Source organism: Streptomyces sp. Sge12 (assembly GCF_002080455.1).
Lineage (GTDB): Bacteria > Actinomycetota > Actinomycetes > Streptomycetales > Streptomycetaceae > Streptomyces.
Map to the genome: position 1 here is coordinate 1660975 of NZ_CP020555.1, position 19405 is coordinate 1680379.

18 protein-coding genes are annotated in these 19405 nt (G+C 71.9%); 10 read left to right on the forward strand and 8 right to left on the reverse strand.

The window, feature by feature from the left end; translation table 11 throughout:
• Positions 1-176: 176 nt before the first annotated feature.
• The gene (locus B6R96_RS07435) at positions 177-659 is read left to right on the forward strand and encodes a GNAT family N-acetyltransferase (protein ID WP_107475480.1); all 483 of its coding nucleotides are present in this window, start codon (positions 177-179) and stop codon (positions 657-659) included.
• A gap of 108 nt (positions 660-767) precedes the next feature.
• Here B6R96_RS07435 and alc read toward each other — a convergent pair whose 3' ends face one another.
• Positions 768-1886: an allantoicase gene (gene alc / locus B6R96_RS07440; RefSeq protein ID WP_081522029.1), complete on the reverse strand. Its 1119-nt coding sequence runs from the start codon at positions 1884-1886 to the stop codon at positions 768-770.
• A gap of 3 nt (positions 1887-1889) precedes the next feature.
• Positions 1890-3224, reverse strand: a complete 1335-nt coding sequence (allB, locus tag B6R96_RS07445) for an allantoinase AllB (protein WP_384508115.1) — start codon at positions 3222-3224, stop codon at positions 1890-1892.
• Positions 3225-3560: 336 nt separating this feature from the next.
• Here allB and B6R96_RS07450 point away from each other — a divergent pair, with 336 nt between their 5' ends.
• Positions 3561-4364 (forward strand): IclR family transcriptional regulator, encoded by an 804-nt coding sequence (locus B6R96_RS07450; protein ID WP_030390329.1) that lies wholly within the window; start codon positions 3561-3563, stop codon positions 4362-4364.
• A 92-nt stretch (positions 4365-4456) separates the two neighbouring features.
• On the opposite strand, the gene B6R96_RS07455 is transcribed toward B6R96_RS07450, so the two are convergent.
• Positions 4457-5155 carry an ABC transporter ATP-binding protein gene (locus B6R96_RS07455; RefSeq protein WP_081522030.1) on the reverse strand — a complete coding sequence of 233 codons (699 nt, stop codon included), beginning with the start codon at positions 5153-5155 and terminating at the stop codon, positions 4457-4459.
• A complete protein-coding gene (locus tag B6R96_RS07460; protein ID WP_081525017.1) occupies positions 5152-6237 on the reverse strand; it encodes an ABC transporter permease in 1086 nt (361 codons plus the stop codon). Before B6R96_RS07460 ends, B6R96_RS07455 begins: the two co-directional genes overlap by 4 nt.
• 134 nt (positions 6238-6371) lie before the next feature.
• Here B6R96_RS07460 and B6R96_RS07465 point away from each other — a divergent pair, with 134 nt between their 5' ends.
• Together B6R96_RS07465 and B6R96_RS07470 are read left to right on the forward strand one after the other, a co-directional pair.
• The gene (locus tag B6R96_RS07465) at positions 6372-7643 is read left to right on the forward strand and encodes a sensor histidine kinase (RefSeq protein WP_081522031.1); all 1272 of its coding nucleotides are present in this window, start codon (positions 6372-6374) and stop codon (positions 7641-7643) included.
• Positions 7640-8269 carry a response regulator gene (locus B6R96_RS07470; protein WP_030390325.1) on the forward strand — a complete coding sequence of 210 codons (630 nt, stop codon included), beginning with the start codon at positions 7640-7642 and terminating at the stop codon, positions 8267-8269. The genes B6R96_RS07465 and B6R96_RS07470 overlap by 4 nt, the downstream gene beginning before the upstream one ends.
• Here B6R96_RS07470 and yczR read toward each other — a convergent pair.
• Complete coding sequence (yczR, locus tag B6R96_RS07475) at positions 8266-9753, reverse strand: MocR-like transcription factor YczR (protein WP_081522032.1); 1488 nt, start codon at positions 9751-9753, stop codon at positions 8266-8268. The genes B6R96_RS07470 and yczR overlap by 4 nt on opposite strands.
• A gap of 88 nt (positions 9754-9841) precedes the next feature.
• On the opposite strand from yczR, the gene B6R96_RS37195 reads away from it, so the two are divergent.
• The 5 genes from B6R96_RS37195 to B6R96_RS07495 all read left to right on the forward strand — a co-directional run bounded on the left by B6R96_RS37195 (position 9842) and on the right by B6R96_RS07495 (position 14401).
• Positions 9842-10030, forward strand: coding sequence for a hypothetical protein (locus B6R96_RS37195; protein WP_159396299.1), 189 nt, complete (start codon positions 9842-9844; stop codon positions 10028-10030).
• Positions 9991-10608, forward strand: coding sequence for a nucleotidyltransferase family protein (locus B6R96_RS07480; protein ID WP_081522033.1), 618 nt, complete (start codon positions 9991-9993; stop codon positions 10606-10608). Before B6R96_RS37195 ends, B6R96_RS07480 begins: the two co-directional genes overlap by 40 nt.
• 252 nt (positions 10609-10860) lie before the next feature.
• Positions 10861-12480 carry a malate synthase A gene (aceB, locus tag B6R96_RS07485; RefSeq protein ID WP_081522034.1) on the forward strand — a complete coding sequence of 540 codons (1620 nt, stop codon included), beginning with the start codon at positions 10861-10863 and terminating at the stop codon, positions 12478-12480.
• Between the two features lie 294 nt (positions 12481-12774).
• On the forward strand, positions 12775-13965 hold the full coding sequence (locus tag B6R96_RS07490; RefSeq protein WP_443069886.1) for a GDSL-type esterase/lipase family protein: 1191 nt from the start codon (positions 12775-12777) through the stop codon (positions 13963-13965).
• 88 nt (positions 13966-14053) lie between these two features.
• Positions 14054-14401 (forward strand): VOC family protein, encoded by a 348-nt coding sequence (locus tag B6R96_RS07495; RefSeq protein WP_030390365.1) that lies wholly within the window; start codon positions 14054-14056, stop codon positions 14399-14401.
• A 62-nt stretch (positions 14402-14463) separates the two neighbouring features.
• Here B6R96_RS07495 and B6R96_RS07500 read toward each other — a convergent pair whose 3' ends face one another.
• Positions 14464-14853 carry a VOC family protein gene (locus tag B6R96_RS07500; protein ID WP_030390364.1) on the reverse strand — a complete coding sequence of 130 codons (390 nt, stop codon included), beginning with the start codon at positions 14851-14853 and terminating at the stop codon, positions 14464-14466.
• 130 nt (positions 14854-14983) lie between these two features.
• Here B6R96_RS07500 and B6R96_RS38765 point away from each other — a divergent pair, with 130 nt between their 5' ends.
• The gene (locus B6R96_RS38765; RefSeq protein WP_335755521.1) at positions 14984-15985 is read left to right on the forward strand and encodes an MTH938/NDUFAF3 family protein; all 1002 of its coding nucleotides are present in this window, start codon (positions 14984-14986) and stop codon (positions 15983-15985) included.
• A 132-nt stretch (positions 15986-16117) separates the two neighbouring features.
• Here B6R96_RS38765 and B6R96_RS07510 read toward each other — a convergent pair whose 3' ends face one another.
• Both B6R96_RS07510 and B6R96_RS07515 read right to left on the reverse strand, forming a co-directional pair.
• On the reverse strand, positions 16118-17509 hold the full coding sequence (locus B6R96_RS07510; protein WP_078626752.1) for a nucleobase:cation symporter-2 family protein: 1392 nt from the start codon (positions 17507-17509) through the stop codon (positions 16118-16120).
• Between the two features lie 383 nt (positions 17510-17892).
• On the reverse strand, positions 17893-19296 hold the full coding sequence (locus B6R96_RS07515) for an 8-oxoguanine deaminase (RefSeq protein ID WP_079406586.1): 1404 nt from the start codon (positions 19294-19296) through the stop codon (positions 17893-17895).
• Positions 19297-19405: the final 109 nt, after the last annotated feature.

Below are 19405 nucleotides of genomic sequence, written 5' to 3' on the forward strand. Positions count from 1 at the left end.
GCTCGGCCCTCCCGGTGCCCGCCGCCCACGGTCGGGGGCGCCGATCGGGCAGGCCGCCCGGGCCCGGAGCGTCCGGTGCTCGGAAATGGAAGGGACGGCCCGGGCGGGGGTGCATATGCTCGCCCGGCGCGGCCGTTGACTCGCAGCGGAGCGGCATCGACGACGAGGGGAACACCGTGGACGACGTCACCGACCGGCCGGAGCAGTGCGTGGTGCTCGAGGAGATCACGGACGAGAACTGGCGGGCCGTCGCGGACGTCGCGCCGTCGGACGGCCAGCGCCGGTTCGTCGCCGCCCTCGGTGCCCGGTACTTGCTGCTCTCCCTGCGGGGCGGGCTGTGGAATTCGCTCGCGATCCGCGCCGGTGACGTGGTCGTCGGCCACGTGATGTGGGCGTACGACGAGGAAGGCGGCGCCCACTGGATCGGTGGAATGATCGTCGACGCGGCCGAGCAGCGCAGGGGCGTCGGCCGTGCCGCGATGCGGGCGCTGATCCTGCGTCTGGCCGCCCTCGCGTCCTGCCGGGAGATCCGGCTCTCGTACCACCCGGAGAACACGCCCGCCGCGCGGCTGTACGCCGAGCTCGGTTTCGTCCCCACCGGTGAATTCGAGGACGAGGAGGCCGTCGCTGCCCTCGCCGTCTCCCCCGCCGTCGCCTGAGCCGGACTCCCCCTGGCCCGTACCGGAACCACCGCGGGGCGCACCGGTACCGGTGCGCCCCGCGGGGTTGTGCCGCTTCGGGAGTGTCGGCTCCCGGGGCGGTATGGCCTAGCCGCCCAGTTCCTGGTGGCGGGCCGTCAGTGCCGCCGTGCCGGACTCCGTCAGGGAGCCGTACAGGCGCAGGCGGGAGAAGCCGCCGTCCGGGAAGATGTCGATGCGGACGTGCGTGCCGACCGCCGGGGCGTCCAGCACGAAGCGGTGGTTGGTGTCGGGCTGCAGGCGGGTGCGCGGCAGAAACTCCGTCCACTCGCCGTCCTCGCCCGTCTTGACCGACAGCGAGGCCCAGCCGGCCGAGTTGCCCTTGAGGTACGCGGTGTCGATCTCGACGGCGCGGATCTCGGACTCGGCGACGAGCTGGTAGCGGATCCAGTCGTTGCCGTTGTCGCGGCGGCGCGCGGTCTCCCAGCCGTCGTCCATCTTGCGGGAGCGGCCCGGGTTGATGGTGTTGGTCGGCGGGGAGTAGAAGCGGTTGGAGGCGTCCTGGACGGATCCGCCGTTCTCCAGTGCCGCCACGTCGAAGGAGCCGAGCGCGTCGAGCCACTTCGGGTCGGGCAGGACCTCGCCGTAGACGCGCAGGCGGGCGATGCCGCCGTCCGGGTGCTGGTTGACGCGCAGGTGCGTGAAGCGCTGCTCGGCGTCGACCTCGAAGCCGTTGGCCGCGTGGCCGCCGACCGGGGTGCGGGCGACGATGGTCGTCCACTTCACGTCGTCGCCCTGGAGCTCCTCCGGGGTCGGCGCGAGGGCGCCCGCCCAGTTGGTGGCCTCGATGGAGACGGCCTGCGGCATGTTGCCGCGGAAGTGGGCGGTGTCGACGACGATGCCGCGGATGACGCCGGGGGCGCCCAGGCGTACGAGGGCCCAGTCGTGGTCCTCGGCGGTCGGCCAGGGCTGGGTGGCGGAGATGCCGCGGCGGCGGCGGGTCTCCCAGCCGTCCATGACCTTGCCCTTGTGGCCGAAGTCCTCGGGGTCGAAGTGCGCGGCCTCGGAGATCAGCAGGTTCTCGCGCTGGGCGAAGAACTCGTCGTTGGCGGCGATGACACCGGCGCCCAGCTCCCGGGCGGCGAGGTTCGCGTACTGGGTGAACGGGAAGTCCGCGGTGCGGTAGTCCGCGTACGGGTCGCCGCCTCCGTACGGGTTCGCGTTGCCGGTGAAGGATTCAATCGCCACTGGTCAGTTCTGCCTTTCGAGGAGGAGGCCCGTGGGCTCGGTCGGGGTGCCGTGGTCGGCGATCTGCGTACCGCGCAGCCAGGTGGACTTCACGACGCCGTGCAAGGTCTTGCCCGCGTACGCCGTGACCCGGTTGCGGTGGTGGAGTTCGGCCGGATCCACAGTGAACGTTTCTTCAGGCGCGAGCACGGCGAAGTCGGCGTCGCGGCCGGCCTCGATCGCGCCCTTCTGCGCCAGGCCCGCGAGGGCGGCCGGCGCGGCGGACATCCAGCGGACCACGTCCTCCAGGGTCCGGCCGCGGCGGCGCGCCTCGGTCCAGATGGCCGGCAGGCCCAGCTGGAGGGAGGAGATGCCGCCCCACGCGGTGGAGAAGTCGCTGGTCTTCAGGTCCGCGGTGGAGGGCGAGTGGTCGGAGACGATGCAGTCGATGGTGCCGTCGGCGAGCGCGTCCCACAGGAGGTCCTGGTTGGCGGCCTCGCGGATGGGCGGGCAGCACTTGAACTCGCTGGCGCCGTCCGGTACTTCCTCGGCCGTGAGGGTGAGGTAGTGCGGGCAGGATTCGACGGTGATCTGCACGCCCTCGGCCTTGGCGGCGGCGATCAGCGGCAGCGCGTCGGAGGAGGACAGGTGCAGTACGTGGACCCGCGCGTTCAGCCGCTTCGCCTGGGCGATCAGGTTGCCGATCGCGGTGTTCTCGGCGTCGCGCGGCCGGGAGGCGAGGAAGTCGGCGTACTTGGGGCCCGGGACGACGGGAGCGGCGTCCAGGTGGTGCGGGTCCTCGGCGTGCACGATCAGCAGGCCGCCGAAGCCGGTGATCTCGGCGAGGGAGGTGGCCAGCTGCTCCTGGTCGAGCTCGGGGAACTCGTCCACGCCCGAGGGCGACAGGAAGCACTTGAAGCCGTAGACGCCGGCGTCGTGCAGCGGGCGCAGATCCTTGACGTTGTCCGGCAGGGCGCCGCCCCAGAAGCCGACGTCCACGTGCGCCTTGGCGCGGGCGACCTCCTGCTTGACGCGCAGGTTGCCGGTCGTGGTGGTCGGCGGCAGGGAGTTGAGCGGCATGTCGAGGATCGTGGTGATGCCGCCGGCCGCCGCGGCGCGGGTGGCCGTCCAGAAGCCCTCCCACTCGGTGCGGCCCGGGTCGTTCACGTGGACGTGGGTGTCGACCAGGCCGGGGAGCAGGACGTCGTCGCCGAAGTCCTCCAGCCGGGCTCCGGCCGGTACCTCGGCGTCGTGTGCCAGCACCGCCGTGATCTTCCCGCCGGCGACGGCCACCGATGCGGCGCGCGTCCCCTCGGGGGTGATGACGCGCGTCGAGCGCAGTACCAGTTCCACAGCCACGTCGGCCACCGGAACCTCCCCATCTACTTCCACAGAGCGAAATTCAACGTTCTGTTGACGGAGTCTTCCCGGCGATCCGTACCCCGTCAAGAGCGACCGGACGGACCACTGACACACCGGGACCGCAATTGGAGGTTTCCACAGGATGGAATTAAGATTTCGCTATACAGAATGTAGCTACCACCACCGGGATGTGGGCGGATAACTTCCGGAGGACGTCCGCCACCAGGACAAACCCTCTCTGACCGGCGACGACGACCCCGACCCAGCACTGGGGCCGACGCCGACCGCCGGGTAGGCTGCTCCCTTGCCTGCCAGCACCGAAAGGACCGCGCCGTGCCGACGTCCAGCGCCAGCACCACCGACGCTTCCTCAAAGACCCCCGCCGCCAGCGGTGGCGTCCAGTCCCTTGAGCGCGCCTTCGACCTGCTCGAACGCATGGCCGACGCCGGGGGCGAGGTCGGCCTCAGCGAGCTCTCCGCCGCCAGCGGTCTGCCTCTGCCCACGATCCACCGCCTGATGCGCACGCTGGTGGCGTGCGGGTACGTACGCCAGCAGCCCAACCGACGGTACTCCCTCGGCCCCCGCCTGATCCGCCTCGGCGAGTCCGCGTCGCGCCTGCTGGGTACCTGGGCCCGCCCCTACCTCGCCCGCCTGGTCGAGGAGACCGGGGAGACGGCGAACATGGCCCTCCTCGACGGGGACGAGATCGTCTACGTCGCCCAGGTGCCGTCCAAGCACTCCATGCGCATGTTCACCGAGGTCGGCCGCCGGGTGCTGCCGCACTCCACCGGTGTGGGCAAGGCGCTGCTCGCCCACACCCCGGCCGACGAGGTACGGGCCCTGCTGGCCCGCACCGGGATGCCGGCGGCGACCGAGAAGACCATCACCACGCCCGAGGGCTTCCTGGAGGCGCTGGAGCAGGTCCGCAGGGCCGGCTACGCGGTCGACGACAACGAGCAGGAAATAGGAGTCCGCTGCCTCGCGGTGTCGGTGCCGAACTCGCCGACCGCGGCCGCGATCTCCATCTCGGGTCCGGCGGGCCGGGTGACCGAGGCCGTGGCCGAGTCCTTCGTGCCGATCCTGCAAGGCGTGGCCGCCGAACTGTCGGTGGCCCTGGCCAACCAGAGCCCCGCCTAGCCCGTACGAAGCCAAGCGCACACGACGCCGTACGAAGGCCCCGGTGGTCCCTCGCTCCGAGGGGCCACCGGGGCCTTCGCGTACCCGCCCGCTCAGGCCGTCGGGGCCGGCTCCGGGGTGACGGGGAGGGTGAGCCTGCCGTCCGCCATCGTCGCCGTACGGTCCATCCGATCCAGGTGGGCGTGGTCGTGCGTGACCACCACCGTGGCGGTGCCGCGCTCCCGGGTCAGGGTGACCAGCAGGTCGAGGACGGCCGCGCCGCGCTCGTGGTCCAGGGCGCTGGTCGGCTCGTCGACCAGCAGGACGGCGGGCTCGTTCATCAGGGCGCGGGCGATGTTGATCCGCTGCCGCTGACCGCCGGAGAGCTGGTGGGGCCGCTTGTCGGCCTTGTCGGCCAGGCCCACCGCCGCCAGCAGCTCCAGCGCGCGGCGGCGCACGGTACGCGCCGGGCGGCCGGAGAGGTGCGCCATGACCTGGAGCTGTTCGGCGGCGGTCAGCGAGGCCAGCAGGTTCGGCTGCTGGAAGACGATGCCGATCTTCTCCCGGCGCAGGGCCGACTTCTCGGCGGGGCCGAGCCCCGTGGTGTCCTGGCCGGCGACGACGACCCGGCCGCGGTCCGGGGTGACGAGGGTGGCGGCGACCGCCAGCAGGCTGGACTTGCCGGAGCCGGAGGGGCCTATGACCGCGGTCAGCGTGCCGGCGGGCACGTCCAGGCCGACCGCGTTCAGGGCGGTGAGCCGGCTCTCGCCGTCGGGGTAGGTCAGCGTGACGTCGTGGACGAGGAGGGTCATCGGGCGCTCCCGAGGGCGATCAGCGGGTCGACGGCGGTGATCCGACGGATGGACAGGGCAGCGCCCAGCGCGCCGAGCAGGATCATGATCGCGGCGGGGACGAGCACCGTGGCGGCGTCGAGCACGAAGGGCACGGGGCCGCCGCTGATCAGTGCGCCGAAGCCGACCGCGAGCGCGGTGCCCAGCCCGGTACCGATGGCGAGCATCACGACGGCCTGGCCGAGGGCGTCCCTCAGGAGGTACGGGGTGGAGGCGCCCAGTGCCTTCAGGACGGCGATGTCCGCGCTTCGCTGGATCGTCCACACCGTGAAGAAGGCCCCTATGACCAGGGCCGAGATGGCGAAGAGGAAGCCGCGCATCAGCTGGAGCGAGCCGTTCTCCGCCTGGTACGAGCCTATGGCGCCGAGGGCCTCGTCGACGGTTCGGGCCTTGGTGCCGGCGGCCCGGTCCGCCGCGGCGAGGTCCACGCCGCTGCCGGAGACGGCGACGACGGTCGCGAGGGTGTCGATGGAGGTGCCGGGGTTGCCGACGCGCTGCCAGTCGCCCAGGTCCATCCAGACGACGGGGGTGTGGCTGTAGGCGGCGGTCCCGGACACGGCGGCCACGGCCAGTTCGAGCGGGCCGATCTTGAGCTTGGCTCCGGCGGTCAGGCCGCCCAGCTCCTTCGCGGCCTTCTCGGTGAGGACCACCTGCCCCTGGGTGAGCCCGGCGCCGCGCGGTGCCAGCCCGCCCGCGGAGTCCACGCCGAAGACCGAGACCGCGGCGGTGCGCTCACCCGAGACGGCGTTGGTGGTGCGGATCCCGAGCGGCTCCGCCGACTTCACCCCGGGCTGCTGCCGCCAGGCCAGCCAGCCGGGCTCGGCCACCTGCGAGTTGGTGAAGGACACCTTCTGGTCCCCGGCGGGCGCGGCGAAGGCCAGGTGCGTGGCGGGCAGCCCGGTGATGGCCGAGATGTTCTCCCGGGCCAGGCCGGAGGTGAGCCCGGACAGCAGGCCGACCAGCAGCGTGATCAGCAGCACGACCGAACCCATGAGGGCGAAGCGGCCCTTGGCGAACCGTAGATCTCTCCATGCGACGAACATGTCCCCCACCTTGGTCTTCCGCGTGGACACAAGGCATCGCGCCACAGTAGTGATCCTCGTATCGAAGGGTGCGGCCGGACATCAAACTTTCGGTTGACCGGGGCCGGTCCGCCCCCGCTTACGCTGGTCCGGCCATGACTTCTCCCGCCGCTTCGCCCCTTCCCCCGGCCACGCGCGCCCTCACCCCCGTCTCGAAGGTGCTGCGGCTGTGCCTGCACGCGCTGCTCTTCGGGCTGCTCGCGCTCGCCGCCGGCCGGGCCGTCGCCGACTCCGCGCCCCGGGCCGGCTGGGTGATCGCCGCCTGCGCGGTGCTCGCCGCCGTCTACGTGGGCGGCGTACGGGCCCCCGCCGTGCACAGCTCGCCGCGCGCCGGGGCGCTGTGGCTGACCGGGCTCGGGACGGCCTGGGCGGCGCTGCTCGTGACCTCCTCCGACGGGTTGTGGATCGCGTTCCCGCTGTACTTCCTGGAGCTGCACCTGCTGCGGCTGCGCTGGGGGGTCGCGGCCGTCGCGGTGACCGCCTGCGCGGCGATCGGGGGGTACGTGGCGCACAGCGACGCTGTGACTCCCGGGGCCTTCCTCGGGCCGCTGCTGGGCGGTGCGGTGGCGGTGGCGACCGTACTGGGCTACCAGGCGCTGTACGGGGAGAGCGAGCGCCGGCGGGAGCTCATCGAGGAGCTGATCACGACCCGGGCCGAGCTGGCCGCGGCCGAACGCAGCGCCGGGATCCTGGCCGAGCGGGAGCGGCTGGCCCGGGAGATCCACGACACCCTCGCGCAGGGGCTGTCGTCCATCCAGCTGCTGCTGAGGGCCGCCGAGCGGGCGCTGCCGCAAGGGGCTCCGGCGCTGGAGCACATCGGCCGGGCGCGGGAGGCGGCCCAGGACAACCTCGCCGAGGCGCGTCGTTTCGTCCGGGCCCTCACCCCGCCGGACCTGGAGCACGGATCGCTCGCGGCCGCGCTGGAACGGCTGTGCGCGGGGGTGCCGGGGCCGCGCGTGCGGTTCTCGCTGAGCGGGAGCCCGCGGGTGCTGCCCACCCCCTACGAGGTGGCCCTGCTGCGGATCGCGCAGTCGGCGCTGGCCAATGTCGTGCGGCACGCGCGGGCCGGGCGCGCCGAGATCACCCTGACCTTCATGGACGCCTCGGTCACCCTCGACATCGTCGACGACGGGCACGGCTTCGACCCGGCCTCGGTCGCGCCGGGCTCCTCGGGAGCGGGCGACGGCGGCTTCGGACTGCCCGCCATGCGCTCGCGCGCCGAGACCCTGGGCGGGCTGTTCACCGTGGAGTCCGACCCCGGGCAGGGCACCGCCGTGGCCGTCACCCTGCCGCTGCCGCTGGAACACGCAGAACCCCTGCAACCCCTGGACCACGCGGGGCATCCGGACGCCGTGGAGGCCCTGTGACCATCCGTCTCCTGCTCGCCGACGACCACCCGGTGGTCCGGGCCGGGCTGCGCGCGGTACTCGACACCGAACCGGACTTCGCGGTGGTCGCCGAGGCCGCCACCGCCGAGCGGGCGGTGGAGCTGGCCGCCGGCGAACCGGTGGACGTGGTCCTGATGGACCTCCAGTTCGGCCGCGGCATGCACGGCTCCGAGGCGACGGCCCTGATCACCGCCCGCCCGGGCGCTCCCCGGGTGCTGGTGCTGACCACGTACGACACCGACGCGGACATCCTCGCGGCGGTGGAGGCGGGCGCCTCCGGCTACCTGCTCAAGGACGCCCCGCCGGAGGAGCTGGCGGCCGCCGTACGAACGGCCGCGGCGGGCCAGTCGGCGCTGGCCCCGGCGGTGGCGCTGCGCCTGATGGACCGGATGCGGACCCCGGCGGAGGCGCTGACGAAGCGGGAGCTGGAGGTGTTGCAGCTGGTCGCGGACGGACTGTCGAACCAGCAGATCTCCAAGCAGCTGTTCCTCAGCCAGGCCACGGTCAAGTCCCACCTGGTGCACGTCTACGCCAAACTCGGCGTCGACTCCCGCACCTCGGCGGTCGCGGCAGCCGCCACCCGCCGCCTGATCCGCACGCCCTAGGCAACCCAGTGGGGGCGGTCCACCGCCGAGGGCAGGGGGATCCCGTCGTGGAAGGCGGCGGCGAGGCGGCGGATGCCCTCGTCGAGGCGGTCGGCGGGCAGCGTGTACGGGATCCGCAGGCGGTGTTCGAAGGTTCCCGGGTCCACGCCGAAGCGCGCGCCGCGGCCGATGTGCACTCCGGCGGCGACGGCCCGTTCGGCCAGCGCGGAGCTGACGGGTTCGCCCAGGTCGACCCAGAGCGAGAGGCCGCCCGGCGGGATCTGCCAGGACCATTCCGGGGTGTGCCGCTGGAGGGACTGCACCAGGGCGGCGCGCTGGATCCGCAGCTGTGCCAGCCGTGCGGGCAGCGCAGCGTCCATGCCGTCCAGCAGTGGGAGGGCGACGAGCTGGTCGAGCACCGAGCCGGTCATGTCGGCCGAGACCCGTACGGCCGTCAGCTCCGTGATCATCTTCGCGGTGGCGCGGATCCATCCCACGCGCAGCCCGCCCCAGTGCGTCTTGCTCAGCGAGCCGATGGTGATCACGTGGTCCGCGCCGCCGCGCGGGGCGAGGGAGGCCAGTGGGGCGGGTGCGGTCACGTCCAGGGCGATGTCGGCGATGGTCTCGTCGACCACCAGCCAGGTCCCGGTCGCCCGGGTCGCGGCGAGCAGCCGCAGCCGCTGCTCCGGCGGCATCAGGGCGCCCGTCGGGTTCTGGAAGTCGGGGATGACGTACGCGAGCCTCGGCACGGTCTGGCGCAGGGTGGATTCGGCTATCCCCATGTCCCAGCCCGTGTCGGAGACGGCGATGGATCCGGTGCGCAGCCGTGCGTGGCGCAGGGCGTCGAGGGCGTTGGCGTAGGTGGGGTTCTCGGTGACGACCCGGTCGCCGGGCCGGCAGAGCAGGCTGACGATCAGCGCGAAGGCCTGCTGGGCCCCGGCCGTGACCAGGATCTGCTCGGGGCGCGTGGGCAGGCCGCGCCGGGTGAAGCGGTCGGCCACGGCGCTGCGGAGGTCGGGCAGGCCGAAGGGGTGGTAGCCGGAGGTCCGGGCGAGCGCGGGGAGTCGTGCCGCGGCCCGGGCGAGGGCGTCGGCGAGGCCGGCTTCCGGGGCGCCCATGGCGGCGATGGCGAGGTCGACGCCGGGATCGCCGTCGGCGCTGTAGCCGCCGGCGCCGAGGAGTGCGTGGGCGCCGACCGGGCGGTGGCCTTCGGGGAGCTCGGTCCAGGTGCCGGAGCCGCGCCGGCTGCGGACGTAGCCGCTCTCGCGCAGCAGGTCGTAGGCGCCGGTGACGGTGGCCCGGCTGGCGCCGACCGCTTCGGCGAGTTCGCGCTCGGCGGGCAGCCGGACGTGCAGGGCCACGCGGCCGTCGAGGATCAGGGTGCGGACGGCGTCGGCGAGCGCCCGGTAGCCGGGGCGGGCCAGGACCTCGGCGGGCAGCAGGGCTGCGAGCTGGCGGCTGCCGATGGTTCTGTCCGCTGTCTGGACCACTCGCCCGTTTGCCATGCCAACCTCCCCTGATTGGCTCTGACGGCCAGGCCAATCGAGGACCAGACTCGCCGTATTGGCCCCCGATTGGCAAGGAGACGCCGACATGTTGACCGACCGTGACGAACGTGCCCTGTTGTCCGCCGCCGAGAACCGGATCGGCCGTCCGCTGCGGATCGGTGCCGCGCTGGCCTCCGTACGGCGCACCCTCGCGCGGCGGTCACCGGACCGCGCGCAGGAGCGAGAATCGGTGGCATGCCAGCCAACGACCCCGCACACACCGCTCCGCCCCTGATCGCCGGCCTGCTCCTGGCCGCCGGCGGCGGCCGCCGCCTGGGCGGGCGGCCCAAGGCTCTGCTCCCCTACCGCGGCCGCCCGCTGGTCGAGAACGCCGTGCGCGTCCTGCGCGAGGCGGGCTGCGGTCCGGTGCACGTGGTGCTCGGCGCCTCGGCGGCCGAGGTCCGCGAGCGCGCCGACCTGTCGGGCTGCGTGGTCGTGGACAACCCGGACTGGGCGCAGGGGATGGGCTCCTCGCTGCGCGTCGGCCTGGCCTCGCTGGCCGGTACGGGGGCGGACGCGGCGCTGGTCTCGCTCGTGGACCAGCCGGGCATCGGCCCGGCGGCCGTGGCCCGGGTGCTCGGGGCGTACCGCTCCCCCACCAGCCTGGCGGCGGCGGCCTACGAGGGGGAGCGCGGCCACCCCGTGCTCTTCGGCGCGGACCGCTGGGCCGACATCGCGGCGACGGCGACCGGCGACAAGGGCGCGCGGGTGCATCTTGCGCGACATGCCGAGGAGCTCATGCTGGTGGAGTGCGCGGACATCGCGGAGGCCTTCGACATCGACACGCCGCCCGACCTGGCACGACTCCTTTGAGCGCGGTGTGACGGCCCTGGCACTGAGGGCCACCGGCAAGCGGAATCTGTCGACTCAGAGAATCTCGACATCAACAAACCATTGAACTTCCACCATGAGGAAATTACTATCCACTGGTCAGAAGCGCCCTGAACCCCCAGACGGCGCCCGCGACCGTATCCCGGAACTCTCCACACCCGACGGCACTGCGTGCCGTCTCGCGCGAGCATTCCCCCGCGGCCGCCAGGCACCGCCGCTGAAGGAGTGACAGATATGTCCGCACCAGCGCCGTCCCCGCTGGCCATCGTCGACGCCGAGCCCCTGCCCCGGCAGGACGAAGTCCTCACCGAAGCGGCACTCGCCTTCGTGGCCGAGCTGCACCGGCGGTTCGCCCCCCGCCGCGCCGAGCTCCTCGCCCGTCGTGGCGAGCGCCGTGCCGAGATCGCCCGGACCTCCACCCTCGACTTCCTCCCGGACACCGCACAGGTCCGCGAGGGCGACTGGAAGGTGGCGCCGGCCCCGGCCGCGCTGAACGACCGTCGTGTGGAGATCACCGGTCCGACGGACCGCAAGATGACCATCAACGCCCTGAACTCGGGCGCCAAGGTCTGGCTCGCCGACTTCGAGGACGCCTCGGCTCCCACCTGGGAGAACGTCGTCCTCGGCCAGCTGAACCTCATCGACGCCTACGAGCGCCGCATCGACTTCACCGACCCCCGCACGGGCAAGGCGTACGCGCTGCGGCCCGCCGCCGAGCTCGCGACCGTCGTCATGCGGCCGCGCGGCTGGCACCTGGAGGAGCGCCACCTGCAGTTCGAGGGCAGCCCCGCCTCCGGCTCGCTCGTGGACTTCGGGCTCTACTTCTTCCACAACGCGAAGCGCCTGATCGACCTCGGCAAGGGCCCGTACTTCTACCTGCCGAAGACGGAGTCGCACCTGGAGGCGCGCCTCTGGAACGAGATCTTCGTATTCGCCCAGGACTACGTCGGCATCCCCCAGGGCACCGTCCGCGCGACCGTCCTCATCGAGACGATCACCGCCGCGTACGAGATGGAGGAGATCCTCTACGAGCTGCGCGACCACGCGGCCGGCCTGAACGCGGGCCGCTGGGACTACCTCTTCTCCATCGTCAAGAACTTCCGTGACGGCGGCGAGAAGTTCGTCCTGCCGGACCGCAACGCGGTGACGATGACCGCTCCGTTCATGCGGGCGTACACCGAACTGCTGGTCCGCACCTGCCACAAGCGCGGCGCGCACGCCATCGGCGGCATGGCGGCCTTCATCCCGTCCCGCAAGGACGCCGAGGTCAACAAGGTCGCCTTCGAGAAGGTCAAGGCCGACAAGGACCGCGAGGCGGGCGACGGCTTCGACGGCTCCTGGGTCGCCCACCCCGACCTGGTGCCGATCGCGATGGCCTCCTTCGACGCGGTCCTCGGCGAGAAGCCGAACCAGAAGGACCGTCTGCGCGAGGACGTCTCGGTGGCCCCCGGCGAGCTCATCGCGATCGACTCCCTGGACGCGCGGCCGACGTACGAGGGCCTGCGCAACGCGGTCCAGGTCGGCATCCGCTACATCGAGGCCTGGCTGCGCGGCCTCGGCGCCGTCGGCATCTTCGGCCTGATGGAGGACGCGGCCACCGCCGAGATCTCGCGCTCGCAGATCTGGCAGTGGATCAACGCGGGTGTCGTCTTCGAGAACGGCGAGACGGCCACGGCCGACCTGACCCGCAAGATCGCCGCCGATGAACTGGCCGCCATCCGCGCCGAGATCGGCGAGGAGGCCTTCGCGGCCGGCAAGTGGAAGCAGGCCCACGACCTCCTGCTCCAGGTCTCCCTGGACGCGGACTACGCGGACTTCCTCACCCTCCCCGCGTACGACCAGCTGGTCGGCTGAGACCGGGCTTCGACCGAGACCAAGTTTCGACCGAGACGCACAGCGGTCGAAACCCGCCGGCTCCGCCCCCGTCGCCTCACGGCACGGGGGCGGAGCCGTTTGCGTTCCACAACAGGAGGCGCGGACTCCCGAACGACCGGTCGGTCGTTACTCGTTCGTAACGTGACCGTACCTAGCGGTAACAAGTGGGCCCGTGTCACCTTTCCGATGCCACCGGCCGGCGGTACCCCCACTTCCCAGCCACGCGACGCAGTCGTCGCCGACTTCGGCGTGGCCGAACGCAGGAGTTCCGCAGTGATCGGATTCCGCAACGTCAGCAAGGACCGGGACCGCAGTCGGGTGCGACGACTGGCCGGGGCCGGCTTGGTCGTGCCGCTCGCCGTCAGCGCGCTGCTGGCCGGCGGAGCCGGCACCTCGGCCGCCAGCCCGGGGACCGGACCCACCGCCGTGGTGTCCATGGGCGACAGCTACATCTCCGGCGAGGCCGGCCGCTGGAAGGGCAACAGCCTGACCAACAGCGGGAGCCGGATCGGAACCGACCGGGGCTGGGTCAGCGGCAGCACCTACGATCCCGGCAAGGTCTACGGGGCCACGGCCGGCGGATGCCACCGCTCCGACTCCGCCGAGGTGCGCAGCGCCGGGCCGATCGCCGACGTCGCCGTCAACCTCGCCTGCTCGGGGGCGGTCTCGGACAACGTGTTCCGCGCCTCCAACGGCGGTGTCTCCTTCAAGGGCGAGGCCCCGCAGGCCGATCAGCTCGCCGCGGTGGCCGCGAGCCACAACGTCAAGGTCATCGCCCTGTCCATCGGCGGCAACGACCTCGGCTTCGCCGACATCATCAAGGACTGCGCGCTCGACTTCGTCATCTGGAACTCGTACTGCTACGACGACCAGCAGTACGGCGTCGACCAGAAGATCGACGCGGTCATGGGCAAGGTCGGCAAGTCCGTGGACGAGATCCGGGTCGTGATGCGCGCGGCCGGGTACGCGGACTCCTCGTACCGGATCGTGCTGCAGTCCTACCCGTCGCCGATCCCGCGGGGCGCGGAGAACCGGTACACGCAGAGCGACTGGAGCCGGCTCAACACCGGCGGCTGCCCCTTCTGGAACCGGGACTCGGACTGGGCGCGGGACTCGCTGGTGCCGCAGATCGCGGGCCGGATCAAGCAGGTCGCGGCGGCCAAGGGCGTGCAGTTCCTGGACCTGCGGGACATGATGCAGGGCCGCGAGGTGTGCGCGAAGGCGAGCAAGCAGGTGACCACCGCGGTGCCGGCCTCGGCGCGGACGAGCGAGTGGGCGCGCTGGATCGACAACAACGAGACCCAGGGACTCATCCAGGAGTCCATGCACCCCAACTACTTCGGCCAGCTGGCCGCGGGCCGCTGCCTGGCCCTGGTGGTCGCGCAGCCCGCGAGCTCCGGCTTCAGCTGCAAGAACACCGCGGGCACCGACCAGACGGGCATGTTCCTGACGCCGGCGTCGTGACCCCGGCCCCGTGGGAGCCGCCTGCGGGCGGGCCGTAGGGGACCATGGCGGTAGTGCACCACACGTTCCGTCGCGCCGGGAGCCGTCGATGTCCGTTCGCCGTGTCGTACCCAACGTCCGGTCGAAGTCCCTCGCGCAGAGCCGGGAGTTCTACGGCCTGCTGGGCTTCGAGGAGGTCATGGACCACGGCTGGATCGTGACCCTCGCGTCCCCCTCCCGGCCGGCGGCCCAGGTCAGCCTCATGACGGGTGACAGGACGGCGCCGGTCACTCCCGACATGAGCGTGGAGGTGGACGACGTCGACGCGGCCTACGCGGCCGTGCGCGCGAGCGGCGCGGAGATCGTGCACCCCCTCCAGGACGAGGAGTGGGGGGTGCGCCGGTTCTTCGTCCGCGACCCCGACGGCCGGGTCGTGAACGTCCTGAGCCACCGGTGACGGGTGGCGTGCGCCTGCCGGGCAGGCGCACGCGCCGGCCACCCGCGCGGTCAGGGTCGGGGTCAGGGGCCCTCGCCGTTCAGCACCGACAGGATGTTGCCCGCCGGGTCCTTGAACCAGGCGATGGTGGGCGTGCCCTCGTCACCGTGCACGATGCCCTTGGCGTCCGCCTCGAAGCCCTCGTAGCGTTCGAACGTGACGCCCCGGGCGGTGAGCTCGTCGACGGCCCGCTCGACGTCGTCCACGGGGAAGTTCAAGATCGTGTAGATCGCGGGCCGGTGGTCCTCCTTCGGATAGACCATGATCGTGGTGCCGCCCGCGAGGTCCAGGCGGAGCAGGCCCATCTCCTCGTCCTGCGAGACGCTCAGGCCCAGGGTCGTGCCGTAGAACTCCTTGGCGCGCTCCAGGTCGTCGACCGCGAATCCGCTGAATGCCCTGCTGTTTTCGAACATGGCTGTTCCTTCGGTCCGGGGGCACCCCGCTCCCCATGGTCCCCCCGGGACGGCCGGGCGTCGATTCCACACACGGGGCTCCCGGTAAAACGGGGTGATCACGGCGCGGGGTGCTGGCATCCTCGGGCGCATGGCAGCCCGCACCGCACGTCCCAGCCTGTACATCTCCGTCGACATCGAGGCCGACGGACCCATTCCCGGACCGTATTCGATGATCAGCTTCGGGGCCTCGGTCGCCGGCCGGCAGGACGGGGCTTCGTATACGGCCGCCGATCCCGAACAGCTCACCTTCTACCGGGAGTTGCGTCCCATCAGCGAGGAGTTCGTGCCCGAGGCGCTGGCCGTGAGCGGGCTGGACCGCGACCGGCTGGTGCGGGAGGGCGCCGATCCGGCGGTGGCCATGACCGAGTTCCGCGCCTGGGTGCGGGAGGTGTCCGCGGGGGCGCAGCCCGTGATGTGCGGCTATCCGGCGTCCTTCGACTGGACGTTCCTGTACTGGTACCTGATCCGCTTCGGCGCGGACAGCCCCTTCGGCCACTCCGGCTGCCTGGACATGAAGACGCTCTACGCGACGAAGGCGCGCGTGCCGCTGCGGGCCGCCGTGAAGGGCCGGATGCCGCGGGCGCTGCTGTCGCGGCGCCGCCACACGCACCACGCCCTGGACGACGCGATCGAGCAGGCCGAGCTCATGAGCAACCTGATGCTGTGGACTCCCCCGGAGCCGGAGCCGGAGCCGGAGGCGAACCCGGGCGCGGGCGCGGGCGCGGAGGCGCGCTCGCCGCGCATCACGCACCTCTCGTGGGGCCGGATCGAGGCCGAAGGGCTGGCCCCCGGCAAGGACTTCAGGCTCTACCCGGGCGGCGGCCGCCCCTGGGACTGGTCCGAGCACGGCACGCGGCACGAGCCCGGCATCCAGCCGCAGGAGGTGCGCGAGTTCCTCGACCTGGGGGTGACGGCGGTGGTGCTGAGCCAGGGCATGGACAAGCGCCTGGGGATCGCCCCGCAGACGCTGGAGGCCCTCCGGGCGGCCGGGGTCGAGGTGCACGTCGCGGAGACGACGGAGGCGGTGGAGGTCTACAACCGGCTGGCCGCAACGGAGCGGGTCGCCGGCCTCTTCCACTCGACCTGCTGACCTACTGGCCTACTGGCCTGCCGGCCTGCCGAGCCGACGGCCGGGGCGGCATGCGAACGGCGGCGCGCACGCCACACCCGCAGTGGGTGGCGTACGCGCCGCCGTTCGCAATGCCCGGTCGGGGGACGGGCGTCAGTGGACCGGCACCGGGTCCGCCGCGGCCCCCGAGGCCGCGCCCTTCCTGGCGCCGAGGTGGTTGAAGGCCAGATTCAGCACGATGGCCACGACGCAGCCGGTGCTGATGCCGGAGTCGAGGACGACCAGCAGGTCCTTCGGGAAGGCGTGGTAGAAGTCCGGCGCCGCGATGGGGATCAGACCGATGCCGACGGAAGCGGCGACGATCAGGGCGTTCTCGCCCTTCTCCATGGCCGCGCCCGCCAGGGTCTGGATGCCGCTGGCCGCGACCGAGCCGAAGAGCACGATGCCGGCGCCGCCGAGGACGGGCAGCGGGACCACTCCGATGACGGAGGCCGCCATCGGGCACAGGCCCAGCAGGATCAGGATGCCGCCGCCCGCGGCGACGACGAAGCGGCTGCGCACCTTGGTCATGGCGACCAGCCCGATGTTCTGGGCGAAGGCGCTGCACATGAACCCGTTGAACAGCGGGCTGATCGCGCTGCCGAGGGTGTCGGCGCGCAGGCCGCCCTCGATGGTCTTCGCGTCGGCGGGACGGCCGACGATCCTGCCCAGCGCCAGGATGTCGGCGGTGGACTCGGTCATGCAGACCAGCATGACGATGCACATGGAGATGATGGCGGCGACCTGGAACTGCGGGGCGCCGAAGTGGAAGGGGGTCGGGAAGCCGACCACCGAGGCGTTGCGGACCGCGTCGAAGTCGGTCATGCCGAGCGGGAGGGCGATGAGCGTGCCCGCGACGAGGCCGAGCAGGATGGATATCTGCTGGAGGAAGCCGCGCAGGAACTTGCGCATCAGCAGGACGATGACGAGGGTGGCGGCGGCCATGCCGATGTTCTGCATGGAGCCGTAGTCGGTGGCGGTGCGGTTCCCGCCCTGCGACCAGTTGAAGGCGACGGGCAGCAGCGAGACGCCGATGAGGGTGATGACCGTACCCGTCACGACCGGCGGGAAGAAGCGGACGAGTTTGCCGAAGTAGGGGGCGGCGAAGAAGCCGATGACCCCGGCGACGATGATCGCGCCGAAGATGACGGGGATGGCGTCGGCCCCCTCCCCCTTGCCGATCGCGATCATCGGGGTCACACCGGCGAAGGAAACACCGTTGACGAAGGGGAGTTTGGCGCCGATCTTCCAGAACCCGAGGGTCTGGAGGAGGGTGGCGAGGCCGGCGGTGAAGAGCGAGGCGCCCATCAGGAAGGCTGTCTCGGTGGCGGAGAGTCCGACGGCGGGGCCGACGATCATGGGCGGGGCCACGACACCCGCGTACATGGCGGCCACGTGCTGGAGGCCGCTCGTGAACATTTTCAGCGGAGGCAGGGTCTCGTCGACCGGGTGCTTGTCCTCCGTTACTGCGACTGCGTCTTTGCGAAACCTGGGCGGCAGGGCCACGGCTTCCTCCGGTCGGGTAACACGTCGGCAGGGACGTGGGTGTCTTGGAGGTGGTGCGAAAGCTGTGCGAGTCGAGCCTGTATGCGGTTGTGGGTGGTGCGACTACGTGTCCCAAGGGGTGCAGAAACGATTCGCCCATGCATCGGTTCCGCGTGGTGGTGCATGTGGTGCGCGTGGTGCGTGTCGTGCGTGTCGTGCGTGTGGCGCAGTGCCGCTGCCGTGCCAGTGGCGCGATGCGTGCGCCGCAGCCCGGTGGCACGAGTCACCGCCCCCGGGGCGCCTTCGGATTTCCTCAGGCGCTACCCGGGAACGGCTGCCACGGACCCCGCTCGGGTCCGCGGCGGCCGGCCGGGGGCCGTCCCCCCCGGCCGGACTCCGGGGGATCAGGCCTGCGCGGAGATCCGCGCGAGGCGCTGGGCCTCTGCCCGCGTGGACACGGCGATGGCGTCCTCGTCGGCGAAGAGGAGCCGGTTGTTCTCGACGATCTGCTTGCCGCCCACGAACGACGCGGTGACCGGCGCCGCCGCACCGAAGACCAGGGCGGTGACCGGGTCGGCGATCGAGGAGTGCAGGAAGGTGTTCAGGTTCCACAGCACCAGGTCGGCGCACTTGCCGGCCTCCAGCGAACCGATGTTGTCGGCGCGGCCGAGGACCTGGGCGCCACCGTACGTACCGAGGCGCAGGGCCTGGCGCGCGTTGAGGGCGCGCTCGCGGTGGACCGGGTTCAGGCGGTTGATCAGCAGCGCGTTGCGCAGCTCGGTGTGCAGCTCACCGGACTCGTTGGAGGCGGTGCCGTCCACGCCGAGGCCGACCGGGACACCGGCGGCGAGCATGTCCGGGACGCGGGCGATGCCGGCGGCCAGACGGGCGTTGGAGGACGGGCAGTGCGCGACACCGGTCTTGGTCCGGGCGAACGCGGCGATGTCGGAGTCGTTCATGTGGACGCTGTGCGCCATCCACACGTCCTCGCCGAGCCAGCCGGTCGACTCGAAGTAGTCGGTCGGGCCCATGCCGAACAGCTCCTTGCAGAACTGCTCTTCCTCGACGGTCTCGGAGCCGTGCGTGTGCATGCGCACGCCCAGGCGGCGGGCCAGCTCGGCGCCCTGCTTCAGCAGCTCGGTGGAGACCGAGAAGGGGGAGCACGGGGCCACGGCGACCTGGGTCATCGAGTCGAAGGAGGCGTCGTGGAACTTCTTCACGGTCGCCTCGGTGTCGGCGAGCGCACCCTCGAGGGTCTCGACGGCGTGGTCCGGGGGCAGGCCGCCGTCCTTCTCGCTGCGGTCCATGGAGCCGCGGGCGAGGGTGAAGCGGACGCCCATCTCGGAGGCGGCGCGGATGATCGAGCCGGAGAGGTCGCCGGAGCCCTTGGGGAAGACGTAGTGGTGGTCCATCGCGGTGGTGACGCCACCCTTGGCCATCGCGGCGAGGGAGCCCTGCGCGGCCGTGTACGTCATCTGCTCGTCGATGCGCGCCCACGTCGGGTACAGCGCGACCAGCCAGTTGAAGAGGTTGTGGTCGGTGGCCAGACCACGCGTGATCCACTGGTAGAAGTGGTGGTGCGTGTTGACCAGACCGGGGGTCACGAGGTGCCCGGTGCCGTCGATCCGGCGGACGACGTTGTCGAGGTTCTCGGGGGCCTTGCCCGCACCGATGGACTCGATCCTGTTGCCGGCGATGACGATGTGACCCGAGGCGTACTCGGTGTCGTTCGCGTCGACGGTCGCGATCGCACAGTTCTCGATGACGATGCGCTCGACCGCGCTGTCAAGGGCTGCCGATGCTGCCATGGGACTTCCTCGTGCTTTCAGTGGCGGTGGGGGCACGGCAAGGCCCGGGAGATTTGAGTGCCGGAGCCGGGGGCCTTGACAGCTGACAGTACTGCCGCCCCGCGTGATA

Bases quoted from the DNA above. Each gene is read 5' to 3' on its own strand.
- B6R96_RS07455 (WP_081522030.1), bottom strand. From the start codon at position 5,155: ATGACCCTCCTCGTCCACGACGTCACGCTGACCTACCCCGACGGCGAG.
- B6R96_RS07460 (WP_081525017.1), bottom strand. From the start codon at position 6,237: ATGTTCGTCGCATGGAGAGATCTACGGTTCGCCAAGGGCCGCTTCGCC.
- B6R96_RS07465 (WP_081522031.1), top strand. From the start codon at position 6,372: ATGACTTCTCCCGCCGCTTCGCCCCTTCCCCCGGCCACGCGCGCCCTC.
- yczR (WP_081522032.1), bottom strand. From the start codon at position 9,753: ATGGCAAACGGGCGAGTGGTCCAGACAGCGGACAGAACCATCGGCAGC.
- B6R96_RS37195 (WP_159396299.1), top strand. From the start codon at position 9,842: ATGTTGACCGACCGTGACGAACGTGCCCTGTTGTCCGCCGCCGAGAAC.
- B6R96_RS07480 (WP_081522033.1), top strand. From the start codon at position 9,991: ATGCCAGCCAACGACCCCGCACACACCGCTCCGCCCCTGATCGCCGGC.
- aceB (WP_081522034.1), top strand. From the start codon at position 10,861: ATGTCCGCACCAGCGCCGTCCCCGCTGGCCATCGTCGACGCCGAGCCC.
- B6R96_RS07495 (WP_030390365.1), top strand. From the start codon at position 14,054: ATGTCCGTTCGCCGTGTCGTACCCAACGTCCGGTCGAAGTCCCTCGCG.
- B6R96_RS07500 (WP_030390364.1), bottom strand. From the start codon at position 14,853: ATGTTCGAAAACAGCAGGGCATTCAGCGGATTCGCGGTCGACGACCTG.
- B6R96_RS38765 (WP_335755521.1), top strand. From the start codon at position 14,984: ATGGCAGCCCGCACCGCACGTCCCAGCCTGTACATCTCCGTCGACATC.
- B6R96_RS07515 (WP_079406586.1), bottom strand. From the start codon at position 19,296: ATGGCAGCATCGGCAGCCCTTGACAGCGCGGTCGAGCGCATCGTCATC.